General features: G+C 66.5%; 19 protein-coding genes. 10 read left to right on the forward strand and 9 right to left on the reverse strand.

Translation table 11 applies throughout. The features are described 5' to 3' along the window. The 6 genes from A9973_RS18335 to A9973_RS18360 all read left to right on the forward strand — a co-directional run. Window positions 1-975, forward strand: a 975-nt coding sequence (locus A9973_RS18335; RefSeq protein ID WP_183015144.1) for an ABC transporter substrate-binding protein, incomplete at its 5' end; no start/stop codon positions are given. 85 nt (window positions 976-1060) lie between these two features. Next, the gene (locus A9973_RS18340) at window positions 1061-1906 is read left to right on the forward strand and encodes a branched-chain amino acid aminotransferase (protein WP_183015145.1); all 846 of its coding nucleotides are present in this window, start codon (window positions 1061-1063) and stop codon (window positions 1904-1906) included. A gap of 81 nt (window positions 1907-1987) precedes the next feature. Further along, window positions 1988-4147, forward strand: a complete 2160-nt coding sequence (locus A9973_RS18345; RefSeq protein WP_183015146.1) for a phosphocholine-specific phospholipase C — start codon at window positions 1988-1990, stop codon at window positions 4145-4147. Next, window positions 4144-4539, forward strand: coding sequence for an ASCH domain-containing protein (locus A9973_RS18350; RefSeq protein WP_255469213.1), 396 nt, complete (start codon window positions 4144-4146; stop codon window positions 4537-4539). The genes A9973_RS18345 and A9973_RS18350 overlap by 4 nt, the downstream gene beginning before the upstream one ends. Window positions 4540-4619: 80 nt before the next feature. Beyond that, the gene (locus tag A9973_RS18355) at window positions 4620-5090 is read left to right on the forward strand and encodes a Rid family hydrolase (RefSeq protein ID WP_183015148.1); all 471 of its coding nucleotides are present in this window, start codon (window positions 4620-4622) and stop codon (window positions 5088-5090) included. Further along, the gene (locus A9973_RS18360; protein ID WP_183015149.1) at window positions 5091-5678 is read left to right on the forward strand and encodes a TetR/AcrR family transcriptional regulator; all 588 of its coding nucleotides are present in this window, start codon (window positions 5091-5093) and stop codon (window positions 5676-5678) included. It abuts the gene before it with no gap. 83 nt (window positions 5679-5761) lie between these two features. Here the strand turns inward: A9973_RS18360 and A9973_RS18365 are convergent, their stop codons facing one another. From A9973_RS18365 to A9973_RS18395, 7 genes are all read right to left on the reverse strand, one after another. Further along, complete coding sequence (locus A9973_RS18365; protein ID WP_183015150.1) at window positions 5762-6523, reverse strand: ABC transporter ATP-binding protein; 762 nt, start codon at window positions 6521-6523, stop codon at window positions 5762-5764. Continuing rightward, the gene (locus tag A9973_RS18370; RefSeq protein WP_183015151.1) at window positions 6520-8358 is read right to left on the reverse strand and encodes an ATP-binding cassette domain-containing protein; all 1839 of its coding nucleotides are present in this window, start codon (window positions 8356-8358) and stop codon (window positions 6520-6522) included. Before A9973_RS18370 ends, A9973_RS18365 begins: the two co-directional genes overlap by 4 nt. A 5-nt stretch (window positions 8359-8363) precedes the next feature. Then, complete coding sequence (locus A9973_RS18375) at window positions 8364-9401, reverse strand: branched-chain amino acid ABC transporter permease (protein WP_183015152.1); 1038 nt, start codon at window positions 9399-9401, stop codon at window positions 8364-8366. Between the two features lie 146 nt (window positions 9402-9547). Continuing rightward, entirely contained in the window at window positions 9548-10711 is a 1164-nt protein-coding gene (locus tag A9973_RS18380; protein ID WP_169273726.1) for an ABC transporter substrate-binding protein, read from the reverse strand. Between the two features lie 236 nt (window positions 10712-10947). Next, entirely contained in the window at window positions 10948-11505 is a 558-nt protein-coding gene (locus tag A9973_RS18385) for a biotin transporter BioY (RefSeq protein WP_183015153.1), read from the reverse strand. A 40-nt stretch (window positions 11506-11545) separates the two neighbouring features. Further along, window positions 11546-12142, reverse strand: coding sequence for an energy-coupling factor transporter transmembrane protein EcfT (locus tag A9973_RS18390; RefSeq protein ID WP_183015154.1), 597 nt, complete (start codon window positions 12140-12142; stop codon window positions 11546-11548). Further along, on the reverse strand, window positions 12139-12816 hold the full coding sequence (locus A9973_RS18395) for an energy-coupling factor ABC transporter ATP-binding protein (RefSeq protein ID WP_183015155.1): 678 nt from the start codon (window positions 12814-12816) through the stop codon (window positions 12139-12141). The genes A9973_RS18390 and A9973_RS18395 overlap by 4 nt, the downstream gene beginning before the upstream one ends. A 52-nt stretch (window positions 12817-12868) precedes the next feature. Here A9973_RS18395 and msrB point away from each other — a divergent pair, with 52 nt between their 5' ends. The 4 genes from msrB to A9973_RS18415 all read left to right on the forward strand — a co-directional run bounded on the left by msrB (window position 12869) and on the right by A9973_RS18415 (window position 14976). Next, complete coding sequence (msrB, locus tag A9973_RS18400; RefSeq protein WP_183015156.1) at window positions 12869-13267, forward strand: peptide-methionine (R)-S-oxide reductase MsrB; 399 nt, start codon at window positions 12869-12871, stop codon at window positions 13265-13267. Further along, window positions 13268-13843 (forward strand): septation protein A, encoded by a 576-nt coding sequence (locus tag A9973_RS18405; RefSeq protein ID WP_183015157.1) that lies wholly within the window; start codon window positions 13268-13270, stop codon window positions 13841-13843. It abuts the gene before it with no gap. Between the two features lie 69 nt (window positions 13844-13912). After that, window positions 13913-14182, forward strand: a complete 270-nt coding sequence (locus tag A9973_RS18410; protein ID WP_054424111.1) for a BolA family transcriptional regulator — start codon at window positions 13913-13915, stop codon at window positions 14180-14182. A 17-nt stretch (window positions 14183-14199) separates the two neighbouring features. Further along, window positions 14200-14976, forward strand: a complete 777-nt coding sequence (locus A9973_RS18415) for a peptidylprolyl isomerase (protein ID WP_006223778.1) — start codon at window positions 14200-14202, stop codon at window positions 14974-14976. 108 nt (window positions 14977-15084) lie between these two features. Here the strand turns inward: A9973_RS18415 and ligA are convergent, their stop codons facing one another. Both ligA and A9973_RS18425 read right to left on the reverse strand, forming a co-directional pair. Next, on the reverse strand, window positions 15085-17187 hold the full coding sequence (gene ligA / locus A9973_RS18420; protein ID WP_183015158.1) for an NAD-dependent DNA ligase LigA: 2103 nt from the start codon (window positions 17185-17187) through the stop codon (window positions 15085-15087). Next, window positions 17187-18266 carry a cell division protein ZipA C-terminal FtsZ-binding domain-containing protein gene (locus A9973_RS18425; RefSeq protein ID WP_183015159.1) on the reverse strand — a complete coding sequence of 360 codons (1080 nt, stop codon included), beginning with the start codon at window positions 18264-18266 and terminating at the stop codon, window positions 17187-17189. The genes ligA and A9973_RS18425 overlap by 1 nt, the downstream gene beginning before the upstream one ends. Window positions 18267-18292 lie beyond the last annotated feature (26 nt).

An 18292-nucleotide genomic window follows, 5' to 3' on the forward strand; every position in this document is an offset into this window, starting at 1 on the left:
ACCCAGGCGGCCTCTGCCGCCCCCTCTGCCGCCCCCCCTTCTGCCGCCACCTGCGAAGTCGACCGACCCATCCGCTTCAGCGGACTGAACTGGGAATCCAACCTGGTGCTGGCGGGCATTGAACGCTACGTGCTGGAACACGGCTACGGCTGCAAGACCACCGTGGAAATCGGCGAAACGCTGCCCATGCTGGCGGCGCTGCAACGCGGCGACGTGGACGTGACGCCTGAAGTGTGGCCCGGCCAGATCGAAGGCGCCTGGAAAAAGGCCCTGGCCAGCGGCAAAGTGCTGGGCGTGGGCCACGTGTACGACGCCGGCGAAGGCTGGTATGTGCCGCGCTACACCGTCGAACGTCATCCGGACCTGAAGGCGGCGTCCGACCTGGCGCGCTTCAAGAAGGTGTTCACCGACCCCGAAGACCCCGGCCGCGGCCGCATCTACGGCTGCCCCGCCGGCTGGGCTTGCGGCACCCTGAACGACAACCTGCTGCGCGCCTTGAAGCTGGACAAGGACTACTCGCTGTTCGCGCCCGGCTCGGGCGCCGCGCAGAAAGCCGCCATCGTGTCGGCCTACAAGCGCAAGCGCGACATCGTCTTCTACTACTGGACGCCCACCTCGCTGGTGGGCGCGCTGGATCTGGTGAAGCTGGAACTGCCCACCTTCGACCAGGCCGCCTACACCTGCATGACCGATCCCAAATGCGCCGACCCGGTCGCCACCGAGTTCAAGCCGAACCCCGTCGTCACGGGCGTGAACGCGGCCTTCGCCAAAGAGGCGCCCAAGATCGCCGACTTCCTGGGCAAGCTGACCGTGCCCGACGAGGCCATCAACGCCACCTTGGGTTGGCTCGAAAACGAAGGCAAGGAACCCGAAGACGCGGCGCGCTACTTCCTGAAGCAGTACGGCCCCGTCTGGCGGCAATGGATGCCGGCGGACGCCGCCGATCGCGTGCAGGCGGCGCTGGCTCGCGAGTGATGGCCGGCCGCCACCGCCGCCTCATGTATCCTGGCGTTTCGGCGCCGAAGCAGCGCCTACCCGATTAAAGCGAAGGAAGATGAACATGGATGCCCTGTATTGGCACGACGGTCACTGGACCACCGACAATCCCAAACTGCTCGGCCCCGCCGACCACGCGTTCTGGATGGCCAGCATGGTCTTCGACGGCGCGCGCGCGTTCCGCGGCCTGACGCCCGACCTGGACCTGCATTGCCAGCGCGTCGTGCGTTCGGCTGAAAAGATGCTGATGAAGCCGCAGATCGGCTGGGAAGCGATCCAGAAGCTGTGCCTGGAAGCCGTGGCCAAATTCCCCGCCGGGACCGAGCTCTACATCAAGCCGATGTTCTATTGCGCCGACGGCTTCCTGCTGCCCGACGCCGACAAGACCCAGTTCGTGCTGCACGTGTTCAAGGTGCCGATGCCGGGCGAGCAAGGCTTTTCGGCCTGCTTCTCCAGCTACGCGCGTTCCTGGCCCAACATGGCGCCCACCGATGCCAAGGCGTCGTGCCTGTACCCGAACGGCCAGCGCGCCATTCGCGAAGCCACCGAAAAGGGCTTCGACAACGCCATCATGCTGGACGGCGCGGGCAACATCGCCGAATTCGCCACCAGCAACCTGTGGATCGCCAAGGACGGCATCGTTTCCACCCCCGTGGACAACGGCACCTTCCTGAACGGCATCACGCGCCGCCGCGTCCTGGCGCTGCTGAAGGCAGACGGCGTCGAGGTGCTGGAACGCAGCCTGACCCGCGCCGATGTCGAAGCGGCCGACGAAGTGTTCTCGTCCGGCAACTACGGCAAGGTGGTCCACGTGAACCGCGTGGAAGACCGTGCGCTGGAATACGGCCCGCTGGCGCGCCGCGCCCACAAGCTGTACATGGACTACGCGGAAAGCACCGGCAGCCGCTAAGCCGGCGCCGCCGCCTATCGCTCCCCCCGACACTGCCCGCCTTCCCGCGGGCAGTGTCGTATTCCAGGATGCCCGAGCCCCATGCAGACCCGACGCGACTTCCTGCGCAACAGCGCAACCCTTGCCGGCGCCGGCAGCGCGCTGGCGCTGTTGCCGGCCTCCATCCGCCGCGCGCTGGCCATTCCCGCCGACCGCCGCACCGGCACGATCCGCGATGTCGAGCACATCGTGATCTTCATGCAGGAGAACCGCTCGTTCGACCACTATTTTGGCGGTCTGGCGGGCGTGCGCGGCTTCGGCGACCGCTTCCCCATCCCGGTGCCGGACAGCCCGGACGCCCGCCGCCGTACCGTTTGGGCGCAATACAACGACAAGCCCGATGAAGGCGCGCCGCGCACCGTGCTGCCCTATCGGCTGGACACGCGCGAAGCTTTCGAGACCCTGCGCATCGCCAGCACGCCGCACACCTGGTCCAACGCGCAGGACGCCTGGGAGGCCGGCCGCATGGGCCGGTGGCCGGCCGCCAAGAAGAACCATTCGATGGCGTACTACACCGAGGCCGACATGCCTTTCCAGTACGCCATGGCGCGCGCATTCACGGTCTGCGACGCCTATCACTGTTCGTTCACCGGCGGCACCAACACCAACCGGCTGTTCGTATGGAGCGGCACGAACGACGGCGCGGGCCATGGCAACGGCCCGGCGCTGGGCAACGTCTACAACAAGCTCAAGGGCGGGGACCCGGCCCGCGCCTACACCTGGACCACCTATCCGGAACGGCTGGAGGCCGCAGGCGTCAGCTGGCGCATCTACCAGGACATGGCGGACAACTATTCGCTGAACCCCACCGCGGGTTTCAAGGCCTATCGCGATGCCTACCATGGCGTGCCGGGCTCGCTTGCCGCGTTGAAGGACAAGGCGCTGAGCACCCGCGGCCTGGACCTGCTGCGCCAGGACGTGCTGGACGGCACCTTGCCGCAGGTGTCGTGGATCTGCGCGACCAAGGCCGGGTCCGAACACCCCAGCCCCTCAAGCCCTGCCCAGGGCGCGGACTACACGGCCCGCGTGCTGGACGCGCTGACCGCCAATCCGGAGGTCTGGAGCAAGACCGTCCTGCTGCTGATGTTCGACGAAAACGACGGCTTCTTCGACCACATGCCGCCGCCTGCCCCGCCGTCGCGCGACGCCGCCGGCGAACTGGCCGGCGCGTCCACCGTGGACACCCGGGGCGAATACCACGAAATCATCACCGGCGTGGAAAAGGACGACACGCCGGCGCATCTGCATGGCGTCTACGGGTTGGGGCCGCGCGTGCCCATGTACGTGCTGTCGCCCTGGACCAAGGGCGGCTGGGTCAATTCGCAAGTGTTCGACCACACGTCCGTGCTGCGCTTCGTCGAACAACGCTTCGGCGTGGCCGAACCGAACATCTCGCCTTGGCGCCTGGCGGTGTGCGGCGACCTGACGTCGATCTTCGATTTCGCCAACCCGGACGAAGCCGACCTGTTGCGCGGCTTTCCCGCCACGGCGGAACGGGCCGCGCAAGCCTCCGCCCTGCCCGGCACCGTGACACCTTCCGCGCCCGCGCAACCGGCGCCGGCACGCCAGCAATCCGGCACACGCCCCTCCCGCGCGCTGCCTTACGCGCTACATACCCATGCCCTGGTGGATGGCGGCCGCGTCACGCTGCAGTTCGAGAACACGGGTGCCGCCGGCGCGGTGCTGCATGTCTATGACCGGTTGCATCTGGAACGCGGCCCGCGCCGCTACACCGTGGAAGCCGGCAAGCGGCTGGAAGGCGCGTGGCCGACGTCGGATGATGACGGCCGCTACGACCTGTGGGTGCTGGGGCCGAACGGATTCCACCGGCATTTCACGGGACGGGCCGCGGCCGGCGCCATGCCGCCGCTGGCCGTCACCGCGGCCTATGCGGGGCCCGGCGCCTCCTTGCGCCTGTCGGTGCGCAACCCCGGCCCGCGTCCGCGCGCGTTCCGCATCGACGCCAATGCTTACGGCTATCCGCAGCAGGCCACCGCGGATCTGGCTCCTGGAGAATCCGTGGAGTTGTCGTGGGACATGACCCGCACGGGCGGCTGGTACGACGTGACCGTGCACGCCGCCAGCGACCTCGCCTCCCCCTGTACACACCGTCTGGCCGGCCGCATCGAGACCGGCGCCCCTTCCACTTCCGACCCCGGCATGGGGCAGGAGCTGACCCTGCAATGGACACCCCAAGCATGAAACCACCCGCCCCCTACGAAAACGCCGTGACGTTCCAGTTCGGCGATACGCCCGAGCTGGCGGACGAGCTGCTGGCCCTGGTGCTGGCAGGCGCCAAGACGGCGACCTGCGGCGCGCTGCATCATTTCAACGACAAAGAGCCCGTGCCCGAAGCCGGACGCCGCGACGTCGTGCTGGACGGCAAAGGGCGGCCGGCGTGCGTCATCGAAACCACCAGCGTGCTGATCCAGCGCTTTGACGAGGTGGACGAGGCCTTTGCGCTGGCGGAAGGCGAAGGCCCCTACGACGTCTGGCGGGAGGCGCATATCGCCTACTTCGAACGCAATGGCGGCTATGCCCCGGACATGATGCTGGCTTGCGAGCGCTTCCGCGTGGTCGAGGTCTTCGAATAGCCGTTTCCGCAATTTATGTAATTTCGACTACAGAATGTGCTAAGATGGTCGGCTCAACCTGATCCGATCCGGAGCGCAACATGGCAGATTCTTCCCTCACCGACGCGACAACGGTGATCCCCACGCGAACCGGCATGGTCGCGGTACCCGCGTCCCTGGCGGCCGACGTCGAACAATTCCACTACGCCCCGGCGCGCCGGGCGGGCGACCTGGTCTTCGTATCGGGGGTTGTCGTCGCCAACCCGTCTTCCGAGCCGATGGACGCCGACGCCTTCAAGCAAGCGCTGCGGCGCGTTTTCCGCAGTATTGAATCGCTGTTGGCCGCGTGCCAGGCCGAGCTCTCGGATGTCGTCGAACTCCAGATGTTCCATGTCTTCGGAAGCGATCGCACGACGCTGGACAAGGCGGCGCAGCTGCAAGCCATCGCCACGGTCCGGGACGAGTTCTTCGCCGCCCCCTACCCCGCCGCCGTCGAGCTGGCCGTCGCGGACTTGAATCCTCCTGGCGGCCTGGTCGAGATCAAGGCGCTGGCATTTTCCCCGGTCCGTTAAATGGCGGCGCGAGGAAGGCCCCGCGCCTTTGACCGGAACGCCGCGCTCCACCTGGCGCTGGAGGTGTTCTGGGAAAAGGGCTACCAAGGTGCCCAGGTCAGCGACCTGACCGCCGCCATGGGAATCAATCCCCCCAGCTTCTACGCGGCCTTCGGATCAAAGGCCGCCGTGTTCCAGGAAGTCGTCGACCTGTATGGGACGACCGTGGGGGCCGGCCCGATGCAGGCCCTCGAAGCGCCAGGGCCGCTTGCGGCTGCGATCCGGCTGATGCTGGAACGGAGCATCGGCGTCGCCCTGCAATCGCCTTCCGGGGGCTGCCTGCTCGTTCTTGGCGGCGTCAATTGCCAAGCGGAACACCAGCCGGCGGAGGATCGGCTGAAGGCCGCGCGCCGGGCGTCCACGATACAGGTGGGCAAGCGCCTGGAGCGCGGCATCCGGGACGGCGAGCTGCCCGCCAAGACGGACGTCCGCGCGCTGGCGGCCTTCTATTGCGGGGTGATGCAGGCCATCTCGTTCCAAGCCCGGGACGGCGCCTCGAAACGCGCGCTTGAAGGCCTGATCGCGCCGGCCCTGGCGGCGCTCGCATGACGTCCGGGTCTGCGGCCAGGCCATAAAAAAACCGGGCACCTTTCGGTGCCCGGCGTCTTTCCCGATCCTGCGCGCCGGGCGCGTCAGGCTTGTTCCGCGCCCTTGCCCAGGCCCAGATAGCTCTCGATGACTTTCGGGTCGCCGGCCAGTTCGCGCGCTGGGCCGTGCAGGATCACTTCGCCGGTTTCCAGCACGTAGCCATAATCGGCCACCTGCAGGGCCGCGCGGGCGTTCTGCTCGACCAGCAGGATCGCCACGCCGGTTTCGCGCAGGCGCGCGATGATGTGGAAGATCTCGCGCACGATGCGGGGCGCCAGACCCAGGCTGGGTTCGTCCAGCATCAGCAACGTGGGCTTGGCCATCAAGGCGCGGCCCACGGCCAGCATCTGGCGTTCGCCGCCGGACAAGGTGCCGGCCTGCTGGGCGCGGCGTTCGCGCAGGCGCGGGAACAGGTCGAACACTTCATTCAGGGTGTCGCGCCAGCCGGCTTCGCGCGCCCGGTAACGGCGGAAGCCGCCCAACAGCAGGTTGTCTTCCACGGACATGGTGCCGAACAGCTCGCGGCGCTCGGGCACCAGCGACATGCCGGCCGCCACGCGGCGCTCCACCTGCCAGCCGGACACGTCGGTGCCCGCGTACTGCACGGTGCCGGCCGAATGGCCGGTCTGCGGCAGCGAGCCCATCACGGCGTTGAGCATGGTGGATTTGCCGGCGCCGTTGGCGCCGATCACGGTCACGATGCTGCCGGCGGGCACCGTCAACGTGGCGCCCACCAGCGCGCCGACCTTGCCGTAGCGGGCCGACAGGTTGCTGACTTCCAGGACGGGGGGTTGCGTGGCGCTCATTGCACACCTCCGGCCGACACGGGCTTGGCCTGGTCCGCTTCGGGCAGGTCGTCGTCGATGCCGCCCAGATAGGCTTCCAGCACCGCCGGGTTCTTTTGCACGTCGGCCGGCACGCCTTCGGCCAGCTTGGTGCCGAAATCCATCACCACGAGGTGGTTGGTCAGGCGCATCACAAAATCCATATCGTGTTCGACAAGCAGAATGCTCATGCCTTCCGCGCGCAGCTGTTCAAGCACGCGCGCCAGGTCCTGCTTTTCCTTGTAGCGCAGGCCGGCGGCGGGTTCGTCCAGCAGCAGCAGCACGGGATCGGACGCCAGGGCGCGCGCGATTTCCAGGATGCGTTGCTGGCCCAGCGCCAGGTTGCCCGCCTGCTCATACAGGTATTCGCCCAGGCCCACGCGCTTGATCTGCTCGGCGGCCTCGTGCAGCAGTTGCGCCTCGCGGGCGCGGTCCGAATGCAAGGCGCCCGCCAGCACGCCGACGTCCGAACGCAAATGCGCGCCCAGCGCCACGTTTTCCAGCACGGTCATGCCGGGCAGCAATTGCACGTGCTGGAAGGTGCGGCCCACACCCAGCTTGGCGATTTCACGCGCCGAGCGGTTGTCGATGCGCTGGCCCATGAACGTGACCTTGCCACGCGTTACCGGCAGCACGCCGCTGATCAGGTTGAAGGTCGTGCTCTTGCCGGCGCCGTTGGGGCCGATCAGGCCCATGATCTCGCCCGAGCTGACCTTGAAGGTGATGTCGTTGACGGCGACCAGGCCACCGAATTCCTTGCGGATGGCATCCACTTCCAGCACCACCTGACCCGGCTGCGGACGCTCTCGCGTCGGCAAGGCGGGCGCCGGCGCCGGCGGCGCCAGGTTGCGGCGCGAACCGTCGGCGCCGGTGATGCTGCCCCACCAGCCCGCCAAGATCGGCCACAGGCCGTTGCGGGCGTATTGCAGCATCAGGATCAGCAGCACGCCGAAAACGATCATTTCGAAGTTGGCGTTGGTGTCCAGCAGCTTGGGCAGCCAGTTCTGCAACTGGTCCTTCAGCACCAGGATCACGCTGGAGCCCAGCAAGGCGCCCCAGACGTAGCCCGCGCCGCCCACCACCGCCATGAACAGGTATTCGATGCCGTAGTTCAGGCCGAAGGGACTGGGGCTGACGGCGCGCTGCATGTGCGCGTACAGCCAACCCGAAATGCAGGCCAGCAAGGCGGCCCAGACGAAGATCACGACCTTGTATGCCGCCGTGTTCACGCCCATGGATTCGGCCATGCCTGCGCCGCTTTTCAGCGCGCGGATGGCGCGTCCCGGACGCGAATTCAGCAGGTTCCGGGTCGCCCACAGCGCCAGCAGGACAAACACCCAGATCAGGTAATAGATATGGCGGCCGCTGGCCAGCGAAATGCCGAAAACGCTGAGGGGTTCGATGCCGGCGATGCCGTCGTGTTTGCCCAGCAGGTCGATGTTGCCGAACAGGAAGTACAGCGACAGGCTCCAGGCGATCGTGCCCAACGGCAGATAGTGGCCCGACAGGCGCAACGTGATCGCGCCCAGCAGATACGCCACGACGGCCGTGATGACGAGGCCGACGGGCAGCGCCAGCCAGGGCGACACGTCGTACTGCGTGGTCAGGAAGGCCGTCGTGTACGCGCCCAGGCCGACGAAAGCCGCCTGGCCGAACGACGTCAGGCCGCCCACGCCGGTCAACAGCACCAGACCCAGCACGACCAGGCTGGCCAGCCCGATGTAGTTGAGTTGCGTCACCCAGAATTCCGGCGTGACCGGCACCAGCGGCAGGCCCGCCAGGACGACGATGAATACGGCAAGCAAAATGCGGTTCATGGCGTTTATTCCTCTTCGTCCACGTGATGGGTGCTGAACGAACGCCAGACCAGAACCGGGATAATCAAGGTGAAGACGATCACTTCCTTATAGGCGCTGGCCCAGAAGGACGAGAAAGATTCCAGCACGCCGACCAGCAGCGAACCCGCCGCGGCGATGGGGTAGCTGGCCAGGCCGCCGATGATGGCGCCCACGAAGCCCTTCAGGCCGATCAAGAAACCCGTGTCGTAGTAGACGGTGGTGATGGGCGCGATCAGCATGCCGGACATGGCGCCGATGCCCACGGCCAGCGTGAACGTCAGGCTGCCGGACATGGTGGTGCTGATGCCGACCAGGCGTGCGCCGCGGCGGTTGACGGCGGTGGCGCGCAGCGCGCGGCCGTACAGCGTCTTGCCGAAGAACAGCCACAGGGCCACGATCAGCAATCCGCAGGTCGCCACCACGAACAGGCTCTGCGCCGACCAGACCATGAAGCCCAGGTCCACCTGGCCGCTGACGAACGCCGGCGTGCGCCAGCCTTCGGCGCCGAAGAACACCAGCGCCAGGCCCATCAAGGCGAAGTGCACGGCCACCGAGACGATCAGCAGCACCAGCACGGTGGCTTCGGCCAACGGTTGATACACGATGCGGTAGACCATGGGGCCCATCGGGATCACCAGCAGCAGCGTCAGCAGCATGTTCAGCCACAACGAGTTGTCCGGTCCGGTGTAGCTTTTGGTCAGCCAGAACAAGGCAAGCGGCAGCACGACACAGGTGGCGATCGTCTTGGGCAGGCCGGCGGCGCTGCGGGCGCGCACGGCGCGCAACAGCTCAAGCGCGAGGCACACGGCGCCCAGCAGCGGCAACAGATAGGCGGTGCCCGGCACTTTGCCGTCCACCAGCATGGCCAGGGTCAAGGCGCCAAACGCCACGAACTCGCCCTGGGGAATGAAAATGACGCGCGTAACGGCGAAAACCAGCACCAGAGCCATGCCCAGCAGGGCATAGATAGCGCCGTTGACGACACCGTCTTGCAGCAGGATCAGCGCAATTGAGGAATCCATCGAACAACTACCTTGTGATTTCTTGCTGATACGACACACCGGCCGGAAAGGCCGGTGCGAAGCATTGCTCGGGTACCGCGGAGCAGGCGCCAGACACTGGCGCTACCCCGCGTTCGCGCACCCGCGGATCGGGCAATCCTGGGGAATTACAGGCCGGGCTGATAGACCCACTTGCCGCCTTCGACCTTGACGATGACGCGCGAACGCTCGTCAAAGCCGGCGTGGTCGGTGGGCGACATATTGAACACGCCTTGCGACGCGGCCAGATCCTTCACGCCTTCCAGCGCGTCGCGCATGGCGGCGCGGAATTCCGGCGTGCCGGGCTTGGCGCCCGACTTCAGCGCCACGGGCAAGGCCGCCACGACCAGTTGGCCGGCGTCCCACATGTGGCCGCCGAACGTGTTGGTCGAGCCGGCGCCGTTGGCCTTCTCGTAGGTCTCGACGTAGGCCAGGGCCGACTTCTTGACCGGGTTGGAATCGGGCAGCTGGGCCGCCACCAGCAGCGGGCCGGCCGGCAGCAGCATGCCGTCGCAGTCCTTGCCGCAGACGCGCAGCACGTCGTTGTTGGCGGCGCCGTGGGTCTGATAGATGGTGCCGCCGTAGTTGCGGGCCTTCAGTTCCTTTTGCGGCAGGGCCGACGGGGTGCCGGCGCCGGCGATCAGGATGGCGTCGGGCTTTGCGCCGACCAGCTTCAAGACCTGGCCCGTCACGCTAGTGTCGGTGCGGCTGTATTTTTCGATGGCGACGATTTCGATGCCCTTGGCCTTCGCGGCCTTCTGCATCACGTCCAGCCAGCCGTCGCCGTAGGCGTCGGCAAAGCCGATAAAGCCCAGGGTCTTGACCTTGGACTTGGCCATGGCGTCAGCCAGGGCGCCGGCCATCAGGGCGTCGTTCTGCGGGGTCTTGAAGACCCAGCGGCGCTTTTCGTCCACGGGTTCGACGATCTTGGCGCTGGCGGCCACGCTGATCATCGGCACCTTGGCTTCGGCAGCCACGTCCACCATGGCCAGCGAACCCGGCGTCACGGACGTGCCGATCAGCACGTCGACCTTGTCGTCGGAGGCCAGCTTGCGCGAGTTCTTGACGGCTTGCGTCGTGTCGGTGGCGTCGTCCAGGACGATCCATTCGATCTTCTGGCCGGCCACTTCCTTGGGCAGCAATGCCACGGTGTTGCGCTCGGGGATCCCCAGCGACGCGGCGGGGCCGGTGCTGGATACCGTCACGCCCACCTTGACCTGCGCGCTCGCCAGGAGCGGCAGAGTCAGGGCGAAAGCGGCAGCCGCCGCGGACAAGCCGAAGTGCTTGCGCATATTTTTGTCTCCTGTGGTGGCTCTTATGTGCCTCGATTGAGGCGAAGCGAGCCTAGTTAAAGTTATACAGAAAAAAATATTATAGGGTTAAAAGCGTATCAGATGACTTCTCACAACTACGGTAAATCCCTGATGTGCTACGGAAACCTCATCCCAGCAAACGCATTCGTTAATGGCGAACTTGTACTAGGAAAACTCTCGGCGCGTCTGTTGGGGGATTCCCTGTGCTGGCCGGTTCATCGCCCCAGCATCGGCCAAACGCGTTCGACCCGCGACGCCACCCACGCGGCCACGACCGCCTTGACCAGGTCGCCCGGCAGGAACACCGCCACCGCCATCGCCGCCTTGGGCAGGCCCATCTTCGTCACCGAGGCCAGCCACGGCACGCCGAAGGCATACACCACGGCGATGCCGCCCACGACGCAAGCCGTCACGTAACCCGCCAGCCCGGTCCACGTGCTTGTGGCGCGGCCCGCCAGACGGCGGGCCAGCCAGCCCGTCACGAAGGCGCCGGCCACCATCCCGATCAGGAATCCGCCGGTCGGTCCGAAAAAGGCGCCCAAACCGCCGCGGCCGCCAGGCAGGACGGGCAGGCCGATCGCCGCCAACGCCAGATACAGCAGGCAGGCCAGCGCGCCGCGCACGGGCCCCAGCATCGCGCCGGCGAGCATGGCGCCGAGCGTCTGCAAGGTGATCGGCACCGGAATGCCCGGCAACGGAATCGGCGGCATCAGGCTCAGGACGACAATCAGCGCCGCGAACAGCGCGATCAGCACGGTGTTATTGGATTTCATGGTTTTCCCCTCTACGGAATCAAGGCAGTGCGCGTGGCAGTCATGGGCTGCGCGCGTCGATGGCTTCGGCCACTTCCTCTGCGCGTTTCAGCGTCAGCACGATCAAAGGCACGATCAAGGCGACCGGATGGGCGCCCAGTCCGCGCGCGGCTTGCGCTTCGCGGATCTCCTGGAAGTTGCGCCAGATTTCAGGCACGAAACGCAACGCCAGCGCCAACGCCAGCGCGACCTTGCCGGCATCCACCAGCCCGATGCGTTCAAGCGGCATCAGCGCGCGCTCGCAGACGGCAATCAGGTCCGAGGTGCGGGTCGACAGCGTCACCACCAGCGCCAACCCCACCATCGCCCCGACGCGCAGCACCACCGCCAGCGCCTCGCTCCAGCCCTGGAACCACCCGGTGAACAGCGCCACGGCCAGCAGCACCCAGAGCAGCCCGCGCACCTGCCGCCAGACGGCGGAGGCCGCGACCCCGGTGGCCGCCACCAGCCCAGCGGCCACGGCGAACGCCGCAGACAGCCAGCGGGGATCCCGCAGCATGAACAGCCCCGCCCCGGCCGCGATCAGCACCAGCAGCTTGAGCCAGGCCGGCAATTGATGCAGCGGCGTCCGGCCTGGGACGTACAAGGGCTCCATCATGCGCAGTGCTCCCGGTACCAGCGCAGGGCCGCGGCCGGCGTGTCGTCGGCCGCGATGCCGCCGTCGCGCACGACCAGCACGCGGTCGAAGTCTTCCAGCAATTCCAGATCGTGGCTGACGACAATCGCGTCATGCGGCAGCGCGGCGATGGCGTCGCGCACCCGGTTGCGGTTGCGCAGGTCCAGCTGGGTGGTGGGCTCGTCGAAGACGATCAGCGCCGGCTCCATCACCAGCACGGCCGCCAAGGCAACAAGCTGGCGCTCGCCCCCCGACAGTGTGTGGCTCGTGCGGTCGGCCAGATGGCCCACGCCCAGCGCGCCCAATTGGGATTCGATGCGGCTTTCGCGCCGTGCCTTGTCGGGTTCCAGGCGTTTCAGGCCAAAAGCCAGGTCTTCCCGGACGATGGGAAAGACGATCTGGTTCTCGGGGTTCTGGAACACGAAGCCGACCCGCTGGCGCACGGCCTTCAGGTCGTGGCGGGTATCCCGCCCGTCCACCCTCACGCTGCCCGCGGAGGGCAGCACCAGGCCGTTGACCAGGCGCGCCAGCGTGCTCTTGCCAGCGCCGTTGGGGCCGACGATGCCGACACGGCGTTCGGCCAGGGTCACGCTCACCCCGCGCAAGACTTCCGCCTGGGGCGTGGACACTACCGCCTGGTCAAACTCGATTAACATGGGGCGGGATTATGCCCGAACCATTTCGGGCATCGGGACTCCAAGAGCTCATATGGAAAAAGTACGCAAATCCGACGCCGAATGGCGTGCACAGCTTTCCCCCGAAGAATACGTGGTCACCCGTGAAAAAGGTACCGAACGCGCATTCACCGGGCGTTACTGGAATACCACCACGCCGGGCATCTACCGCTGCGTGGGCTGTGGCACCGCCCTCTTCGCATCCGACACCAAATTCGACGCCGGCTGTGGCTGGCCCAGCTACTTCCAGCCACTCGACCCGGAACTGGTCCGAGAAGAGCGCGACGCCACCCACGGCATGGTGCGCACCGAAGTACTGTGCAACGTCTGCGATTCGCACCTGGGTCACGTCTTCCCCGACGGCCCCGAGCCCACCGGGCTGCGCTATTGCATCAACTCCCTGTCGATGACGTTTGAACCCATAGAAGACTGAATGAAGAAGTTTCTGTTCGACCTGTTCCCGCTGTTCCTGTTCTTCATCGCCTACCGGTACACGGATATCTTCATCGCCACGGGCGTGGCGATGGCGGCGGCCGTGCTGCAGATCATCTGGCTGAAAGCCACGGGCCGCGCCACCGAGGCCATGCACTGGATCAACCTGACGGTCATCCTGGTCTTCGGCGGCGCCACGATCTGGCTGCACAGCGACGTCTTCATCAAGTGGAAACCGACGGTGCTGTACTGGCTCTTCGGCGGCGCGCTGCTGGTCTCCCGCCTGCTGTTCGGCCGCAACCTGATCCGCCGGCTGATGGAAAAGCAGATCCAGCTGCCCGACGCCGCCTGGGACAAGCTGAACCTGGTCTGGGCCGGGTTCTTCCTCATCGCGGGCGCGCTGAACCTATATGTGGCGTTTTCCGGCCATTTCACCGAATCGCAATGGGTCAGCTTCAAGGCCTTCGGCCTGATGGGCCTGATGGTCGTGTTCGTGATCGGCCAGTCGGTGTGGCTGGGAAAGCACATCCAGACCGACGAAAACGCCAGCTCCGGCACCCCGCCGGGCAAGCCCTGATTCGCCAGACGGCCCTACCATCGGCGTGCCCGCCCCAGGGCGGCGCGCCGGAACTTCCCCCTTGCCGCCATGTCAGACACCACCGACCGCATCGCCCTGATCCGGGAGCGCCTAGCCGCCCTGGAACCTCTTACTTTGGACATTCTGGACGACTCGCATTTGCATGCCGGCCACGAAGGCAGTAAAAACGGCGCCGGCCACTATCGCGTGCACATCGTTGCGCCTTGCTTTGCGGGGCTCTCCGCTGTAGCGCGACATAGGCTGGTGTATCATCATTTGCAAGATTTGATCCCCTATCCGATTCATGCGCTTGCGCTAGATGCCCAGGCTCCCAAATAGAAAGTCAAAGGATATTCATGAAACGCATCGTCATGCTGGCTGCGGCCTGCGTCATCGCCGTGCCTGCTTTCGCGCAAAACGTGGCAACCGTCAACGGTAAGGCCATTCCGCAGAAGAACCTGGATCAATTCGTCAAGCTGCTGGTCAGCCAGGGCGCGACCGATTCGCCGCAACTGCGCGAACAGGTCAAACAAGAAATGATCAACCGCCAGATCTTCGTGCAAGCCGCCGAATCCAGCGGCATCGCCAAGCAGGCCGACGTCCAGACGGAAGTCGAGCTGGCCCGCCAAGGCATCCTGGTCCGCGCCCTGATGGCCGACTACCTGGCCAAGAATCCGGTGTCGGATGCCAAGGTCACGGCTGAATACGACAAGATCAAGAAGGAACAGGCCGGCAAGATGGAATACAAGGTCCGTCACATCCTCGTCGAAGACGAGAAGACGGCCAATGACCTGCTGGCCCAGATCAAGAGCAACAAGAGCAAGTTCGACGATCTGGCCAAGAAGAACTCGAAGGACCCCGGCAGCGCCGAAAAGGGTGGCGATCTGGGTTGGGCTCCCCCGACCAACTACGTCCAGCCGTTCGCGCAAGCCGTGACCCAGCTGAAGAAGGGCCAATTGGTCGACAAGCCGGTGCAAACCCAGTTCGGCTGGCACATCATCATGGTTGACGACACCCGCCCGGTGGAATTCCCGCCGCTGGACCAAGTGCGTCCGCAACTGGAAGAAATGCTGCGCCAGCAAACCCTGGCCGACTACCAGAAGCAACTGCGCGACAAGGCCAAGATTCAGTAAGCCTCTCGCCAGACACGAAACTGCCCGCGATTGCGGGCAGTTTTTTTTCGACTGTACTGGCTGCGAATACGGACGATCCTTTCGCCCGCACTGCCTGCGAACGCCCTGCTACGACATGCCCAGCAAGGCCTTCAACGCGTCTTCGTCCAGCACGGTCACGCCCAGCTCCTGGGCCTTGGTGAGCTTGCTGCCGGCCTCTTCGCCCGCCACCAGGTAGGCGGTCTTCTTCGACACCGAGCCGCTGACTTTGCCGCCGGCGGCCTGGATGTGCATCGAGGCCTCTTCGCGCGTCCAGTTGGGCAGCGTGCCCGTCAGCACAAAGGTCTTGCCGACCAGCGTCGTGCCCTGCGGCACGGCTTCGGCCACCGGGTTCACACCCTGGGCCTTCAGTTGCTCGATCACGTCGCGGTTGTGCTGCTCGGCGAAGAAGCGGCGGATGGACGCCGCCACCACCGGGCCCACGTCCGGCACCGACGACAAGGCGTCTTCGTCCGCATCCATGATCGCGTCGATGCTGCCGAAATGCCGGGCCACATCGCGCGCCGTGGTTTCACCCACGTGGCGGATGCCCAAGGCGAACAGCAAGCGGCCCAGGCCCGGTTCGCGGGCCTTTTCAATGGCGGCCACCAGGTTGTCGGCGGACTTCTGGCCCATGCGGTCCAGGCCCACGAGTTCCAGCGGACGCAGGCTGTACAGGTCGGCCAGCGTCTTGACCCGGCCGCTGTCGACCAGTTGGTCCACGAGCTTTTCGCCCAGGCCTTCGATGTCCAGCGCCTTGCGGCTGGCCGCGTGCCACAGGGTCTGCTTGCGCTGGGCGCCGCAGAACAGGCCGCCGGTGCACCGCGCGATGGTTTCGTCTTCAAGCCGTTCAATGGCCGAACCGCAGACCGGGCAGGCCGTCGGCATGACGAATTCCTGCGCGTCGTCGGGGCGCTTTTCCAGCACCGGGCCCAACACTTCGGGAATGACGTCGCCGGCGCGGCGCACGATGACGGTATCGCCCTTGCGCACGTCCTTGCGGCGGATCTCGTCTTCGTTGTGCAGCGTGGCGTTGGTGACGGTGACCCCGCCCACGAATACCGGTTTCAGGCGCGCCACCGGTGTGATCGCCCCGGTGCGGCCGACCTGCACCTCGATATCCAGCAGGGTCGTCGTGGCCTCTTCGGCGGCGAACTTGTGCGCCAGCGCGAAGCGCGGCGCACGCGCCACAAAGCCCAGCACCTTCTGGGCGGGCAGCGAATCCACCTTGTAGACCACGCCATCGATGTCGTAGGGCAAGGTCGCGCGCATCGCGCCCACGCGGGCATAGAAGGCCATCAGGCCGTCGGCGCCCGTGGCCCGGTGGTTGTGCATCAGATTGACCGGCAGGCCCAGCTCGTGCAGCCAGGCCAGCATGGCGCCATGGGATTTTTCGGGTAGCAGCGACGCTTGCCCGGCGCCGGCCGACGCTTCGTCGAACAGGCCGCTCTGCGCGCCGGGCAGGCCCTGGACCTCGCCCCAACCATAGGCGAAAAAGCGCAGCGGCCGCTTGGCCGTAATGCGCGGATCCAGCTGACGCAGGCTGCCGGCCGCCGCGTTGCGCGGATTGACGAAGACTTTCTCGTCGCGCTTGGCCTGGGCGATATTCAGTTTTTCGAAGTCGGCGCGGTTCATCAACACTTCGCCGCGCACCTCCAACACCTTCGGGGCCGTGCCCTTCAACTGCAGCGGAATCGCCTTGATCGTGCGGATGTTGGACGTGACGTCCTCGCCCGTCTGGCCGTCGCCACGCGTGGCGGCCTGCACCAGACGGCCGTCTTCGTAGCGCAGGCTGATCGCCAGGCCGTCCAGCTTCAATTCACAGAAATAGTCGGCTTGCTGCGCCGGGCCCAGCAGCCCCGCGCCCCGCAGCGTATCCGTCACGCGGCGGTCGAACGCCGCGACTTCTTCTTCGTCGAACGCGTTGTTCAGCGACAGCATGGGCACCGCGTGGTGCACGCTGCCAAACGCCGAAACCGGCGCGGCGCCCACGCGTTGCGTGGGCGACTCCGGCGTGACGAGTTCGGGGTGCTCGGCCTCCAGGGCTTCAAGCTGGCGCATCAGTCCGTCGTACTCGGCATCCGAGACCGAGGGCTCGTCGTAGACGTAGTAGCGGACGTTGTGCTGTTCAAGCTCCGCGCGCAAGCGCGCCGCGGCCTGGGCCGCGGATTCCCCTCCGGACGCGCTGTTCATTAAGCGAACACCCGTTGAGCGCGCTCGCTTCCGGCGGGCAGACCCGCTTGTTCGAGCTGTTCGAACAGCACTTGCAGCCGTTCGTCGATGACCGTCTCCGACCCGTCGGCCAGCGGCTTGCCCTGGTCGTCGACCAGTTCAGCGCGCAGGCGCGCGGCCAAATCGCGGCCCACATCCACCATGCGGCCAAACGCGCGGCTGTCCGCCGGTGCGCACGGCACATCCAGCAGCAGGTACAGGCGTTCGATGCCTCCCATGCCGGCATCGAAGGCGGCCCCGTCGGCACGCGACAGCGTGAAGCGGGTCGCGCCGTTCTCGGCAGGCCAGGCCAGGCGGCTGCCGTCCGCCACGAAACCCGTATCGCGGGCAACGGACAGGACTTCGGCGGCCGGTTGGCCAGAGCCCAGCATCAAGGTCAAGCCGACTTGGGTATCCAGGGCGGCGCAGGTGTCGTCCAGGCGGGCGCCCTGCTCCAGCACGGCTTGCTGGTCCGGGCCTTCGATCGTGGCGTCGAAGCGTTCAGCCATGTCCTGGGCGCGGGCCCAGGCTTGCGACCATTCGATGGCGGTCAGCGGACCGCTGCGGTTGGCCAGCAGCACGGCCAACTGCATGGATGCGTAGGTCTCGCCGGCATGCACCCGCGCGCGATGGCGGCGCTGGTCGGTTTCGGCGAACACCCGCATGGGCTTGCGGCCCACGTGGCGCAGGCTTTGCATGTACGGCAGCAGGTCGGCGCCGCGCACCGGTTCGGCGAAGTTGATCTCGATGACCACCTCGCAGGCGGGATCGGGTTCTTCGGCGTCGTCGGCGTCGCTGCCCGGGTCCACCGGCGCAGGCTGGCCTTCCTTGCGCGGCGCATCGCCGCCCATGCCGGGTTCGCGGCGCGACGACGCCGCCCCGGAAGCCGTGGCCGCGGCGCCGGCCGCAGCCGAGCCGCCCAGCAGGGGATCCTGCTCGGAGGTGGGGAAATGGCTCTGCATCTTGCGCCGGACGCGCCGGTCCTGCCACCAGTTGAACCCCAGCACCAGCAGTATCAGCAAGACGCCCAGGGCAATCAGCCCGATCTGCAAATCACTCATGTGTAAATCCCGCGCCAACAGGGCGG

The sequence above is a fragment of the Achromobacter sp. UMC46 genome, assembly GCF_014170335.1.
In the GTDB taxonomy this organism is placed as follows: domain Bacteria; phylum Pseudomonadota; class Gammaproteobacteria; order Burkholderiales; family Burkholderiaceae_B; genus Achromobacter.